Genomic DNA, 4,603 nt, shown 5'->3' with positions numbered 1-4,603 from the left:
GATCGGCAGAGCACACGTCTTAACTCCTCCGCGCATCCGGCACCGCCTCCGTTGCGCACCTGCGACGGCTGCGACCGCGCGATCCGTTCGGCCACTCCGGGTGAGCGCTGTCGCGACTGCCGGGACGCCGAACCCGCCCCGGCGGAAGGCCGGTCCGGGGCCCGGCCCCGGTAGCCCCGCGCGGGAGGGCGCGAGTAACCCGCCGCCTCCCCTACGCCCACGCCCGGCCCGCCTGCCCGCGGGCATTCCGGTGGGTACGTGGCCGGGGCGGGAGTGGCTCAGGCTTTCGGGTGACGGTGCACGTGTCTGGACGGGCCCGCCACGGCGCTTGCCCTGCCGTCCGCTTGTGCCCGTGCGCACAAAGCAGTTGATCGAGTACGCAGGGTCAACGCCCGGTGTGCGCCGCGCCGGTGGTCGGTGTCTCCGCCTAGCACGTTCGGATGTCCATTGCGAACTTGCATGGTTAGGCAAGCCTTTGTTAAACGAGCGGCGCTGTGGCCTGCGCACGAGCGGCGGAAAACTACGTTCGGTAGCCGATTGCGGGCTTCGCGTATGAAGATCCGTGCACTCGCCAACCGCAAGTGGATCAGCTGGTGTTGAAGATCACAAAGTCGGTGCGGTACCCCGTGTCGCATGTCACAGAGGTGTCGGCATAGTATGCAGTCCGCTCGGGCTTGTGAACTGCCTCACAATTGCACGATCTCTGCAACCGCAAGAGGTGGCGCACTCGCTCGCAGCGGACCCAGCTAGTCAGCGGCGACTGGAAGGAGCGAGGTGCGGTGAACGCCTACGTGCCCATCCTCGTGCTCGGAGCCCTCGGGGCGGCCTTCGCGGTGTTCTCCGTGGTGATGGCCTCGATCATCGGCCCCAAGCGCTACAACCGCGCCAAGCTCGAGGCGTACGAGTGCGGCATCGAGCCCACTCCCATGCCCGCCGGTGGCGGTCGTTTCCCGGTGAAGTACTACATCACGGCGATGCTCTTCATCGTCTTCGACGTGGAGATCGTCTTCCTCTACCCGTGGGCCGTCCACTTCGACGCCCTCGGCATGTTCGGCCTCGTCCAGATGCTGATCTTCGTCGGCCTGATCGGCGTCGCCTACGCCTACGACTGGCGCCGGGGCGGACTGGAGTGGGACTGACCGGAACCGGACCCCGGGCCGCCCACCAGGCCCGACACACGCCACCCGCCGATCAGAGATAGGGGCGACACCAGATGGGAATCGAGGAGAAGCTGCCGAGCGGCTTCCTGCTCACAACGGTTGAGAACGCCGCCGGCTGGGTGCGCAAGTCATCCGTCTTCCCGGCCACGTTCGGCCTCGCCTGCTGCGCCATCGAGATGATGACCACCGGTGCCGGCCGCTACGACCTGGCCCGCTTCGGCATGGAGGTCTTCCGCGGTTCCCCGCGCCAGGCCGACCTGATGATCGTCGCCGGGCGCGTCAGCCAGAAGATGGCGCCGGTGCTGCGGCAGGTCTACGACCAGATGCCGAACCCCAAGTGGGTCATCTCGATGGGTGTCTGCGCCTCGTCGGGCGGCATGTTCAACAACTACGCGATCGTGCAGGGCGTCGACCACATCGTGCCGGTCGACATCTACCTGCCGGGCTGCCCGCCGCGCCCCGAGATGCTGCTGGACGCCATCCTCAAACTGCACGAGAAGATCCGCGAGGAGAAGCTCGGCGTGAACCGCGAGCAGGCGGCCCGCGAGGCGGAGGAAGCAGCACGCAAGGCGCTTCCGACGATCGAGATGAAGGGGCTGCTGCGGTGAGCGACGCGAACGCCGACAAGAACCGGAAGCCGGCCGACGCCCCGGAGGACAAGAAGCCGGAGGCCGGCAAGCCGACGGACAGCAAGCCGGGGGACGGCAAGGCGCCCGCCGGCGAGCCCGCCAACCCGGCGCCGGACTCCCGCGACCAGCACGACGCCGGCGTCAGCCGGGAGGAACTGCCCACCCAGCGCGCGGAGGCCGGCGAGGTCATCGACGTGCGGCGCGGCATGTTCGGCGCGTCCACCGGCGGTGACACCTCCGGCTACGGCGGCCTGGTCCGCACGATCCGGCTGCCCGGGGCCAGTGCCCGCCCCTACGGCTCGTACTTCGACGAGGTCGCCGACGAACTCGAAGGAGCCCTGGAGGAACAGGGGCTGCTGGCGGACAACGCCATCGAGAAGACGGTCGTCGACCGCGACGAGCTGACGTTCCACATCGCCCGCGAGCACCTGCTGATCGTCTGCCGCACGCTGCGCGACGACCCCGCGCTGCGGTTCGAGTACTGCTCGGGCGTGAGCGGCGTGCACTACCCCGGTGACAAGGGGCGCGAGCTGCACGCCGTCTACCACCTGCGCTCCTACACCCACAACCGGATCATCCGGCTGGAGGTGTCGGTGCCGGACGCGGACCCGCACCTGCCCTCGATCGTCGAGGTCTACCCGACGAACGACTGGCACGAGCGGGAGGCCTTCGACTTCTTCGGCCTGATCTTCGACGGCCACCCGGCGCTCACCCGGATCATGATGCCCGACGACTGGCAGGGCTTCCCGCAGCGCAAGGACTACCCGCTCGGCGGCATTCCCGTCGAGTACAAGGGCGCCCAGATCCCGGCTCCCGACCAGCGGAGGTCGTACAGCTAATGAGCAACACCTCGCAGGCCGCCACCCCGACGGCCAGTACCCGAGAGACGACCGAGGGCACCGTCTACACCGTCAGCGGCGGAGACTGGGACGAGGTCGCCGCCGCCGCGGCCAGGACCGACGACGAGCGCATCATCGTCAACATGGGCCCCCAGCACCCCTCCACCCACGGGGTGCTGCGGCTCATCCTGGAGATCGACGGCGAGACGGTCACCGAGGCCCGCTGCGGCATCGGCTACCTGCACACCGGCATCGAGAAGAACCTCGAGTACCGCACGTGGACGCAGGGCACGACCTTCGTGACGCGGATGGACTACCTCACGCCGTTCTTCAACGAGGCGGCGTACTGCCTCGCGGTGGAGAAGCTGCTCGGCATCGAGAACGACATCCCGGACCGGGCCACCGTGCTGCGGGTCCTGCTGATGGAGCTGAACCGTCTCTCCTCGCACTTCGTCGCCATCGCCACCGGCGGCATGGAGCTGGGCGCCACCACCGTCATGATCTACGGCTTCCGGGACCGCGAACTCGTCCTGGACCTCTTCGAGTTGATCACCGGCCTGCGCATGAACCACGCGTTCATCCGGCCCGGCGGACTCGCCCAGGACCTGCCGCCCGGTGCCATCGACGCGCTGCGCGAGTTCATCAAGAAGATGCGCAAGAACCTGCCGGAGTACGACAAGCTCTGCACCGGCAACCCCGTCTTCAAGGCCCGGCTGATGGACGTCGGCCACCTCGACCTGGCCGGCTGCATGGCGCTCGGCGCGACCGGCCCGATCCTGCGCTCCGCCGGACTGCCGCACGACCTGCGCAAGGCGCAGCCCTACTGCGGCTACGAGAACTACGAGTTCGACGTGCCGACCGCCGACACCTGCGACTCCTACGGCCGGTTCCTGATCCGCCTGGAGGAGATGCGGCAGTCGCTGCGCATCGTCGAGCAGTGCCTGGACCGGCTCGAACCGGGACCGGTGATGGTCGGCGACAAGAAGATCGCCTGGCCCGCGCAGCTCGCCCTCGGCCCCGACGGCCTCGGCAACTCGCTCGACCACATCAAGAACATCATGGGCACCTCCATGGAGGCGCTCATCCACCACTTCAAGCTGGTGACCGAGGGCTTCCGGGTGCCGCCCGGGCAGGCGTACGCGGCGGTCGAGTCGCCCAAGGGCGAACTGGGCGTGCACGTCGTCAGCGACGGCGGCACCCGCCCCCACCGGGTGCACTTCCGCGACCCGTCCTTCACCAACCTGGAATCCATGGCAGCGATGTGCGAGGGCGGCCAGGTCGCCGACGTCATCGTCGCCGTCGCATCCATCGACCCCGTGATGGGAGGTGTCGACCGGTGACGGACGTGCAACTGGGCATGCCGCAACTGCCCGCCCCCGACTTCCCGGCCGATGTCCGGGCCCGGCTCGAAGCGGACGCCAAGGAGATCGTGGCCCGCTACCCCGACAGCCGCTCGGCCCTGCTGCCGCTGCTGCACCTGATGCAGGCCGAGGAGGGCCACGTCACCAGGACCGGCGTGCGGTTCTGCGCCGACGTGCTCGGCCTCACCACGGCCGAGGTCACCGCCGTGTCGACCTTCTACTCCATGTACCGCCGCAAGCCCAGCGGCGACTACCAGGTCGGCGTGTGCACCAACACGCTGTGCGCGGTGCTCGGCGGCGACGCCATCTTCGAGGCGCTCCAGGACCACCTCCAGGTCGCCAACAGCGAGACCACCGAGGACGGCAAGGTCACGCTGGAGCACATCGAGTGCAACGCCGCCTGCGACTTCGCACCGGTGGTGATGGTCAACTGGGAGTTCTTCGACAACCAGACGATCGAGTCCGCCAAGCAGCTCGTCGACGACCTGCGGGCCGGCCGTGAGGTCGCCCCGACCCGCGGCGCGCCGCTGTGCACCTTCAAGGACACCGCGCGCATCCTCGCCGGCTTCCCCGACGAGCGCCCCGGCGCGGTCGAGGCCACCGGCGGCGCCGGA

The 4,603-nt window shown here is 68.9% G+C and carries 5 protein-coding genes; all 5 read left to right on the top strand.

What is annotated here, in order from left to right; translation table 11 throughout:
* Positions 1-779 precede the first annotated feature (779 nt).
* Complete coding sequence (locus ACYVE9_RS16360) at positions 780-1,139, top strand: NADH-quinone oxidoreductase subunit A (protein ID WP_461028594.1); 360 nt, start codon at positions 780-782, stop codon at positions 1,137-1,139.
* A 74-nt stretch (positions 1,140-1,213) separates the two neighbouring features.
* Positions 1,214-1,768 carry a NuoB/complex I 20 kDa subunit family protein gene (locus tag ACYVE9_RS16355; protein ID WP_461028593.1) on the top strand — a complete coding sequence of 185 codons (555 nt, stop codon included), beginning with the start codon at positions 1,214-1,216 and terminating at the stop codon, positions 1,766-1,768.
* 176 nt (positions 1,769-1,944) lie between these two features.
* On the top strand, positions 1,945-2,628 hold the full coding sequence (locus ACYVE9_RS16350) for an NADH-quinone oxidoreductase subunit C (RefSeq protein WP_461028596.1): 684 nt from the start codon (positions 1,945-1,947) through the stop codon (positions 2,626-2,628).
* Positions 2,628-3,968, top strand: coding sequence for an NADH-quinone oxidoreductase subunit D (locus ACYVE9_RS16345; RefSeq protein WP_461028592.1), 1,341 nt, complete (start codon positions 2,628-2,630; stop codon positions 3,966-3,968). Before ACYVE9_RS16350 ends, ACYVE9_RS16345 begins: the two co-directional genes overlap by 1 nt.
* A gap of 17 nt (positions 3,969-3,985) precedes the next feature.
* The coding region (gene nuoE / locus ACYVE9_RS16340) for an NADH-quinone oxidoreductase subunit NuoE (protein ID WP_461028595.1) at positions 3,986-4,603 on the top strand (618 nt) is incomplete at its 3' end.

The organism is Streptomyces sparsus (assembly GCF_054776295.1).
The sequence above is the reverse complement of the archived record's forward strand: the minus strand, read 5'-3'. Positions and strand labels throughout refer to the sequence as shown.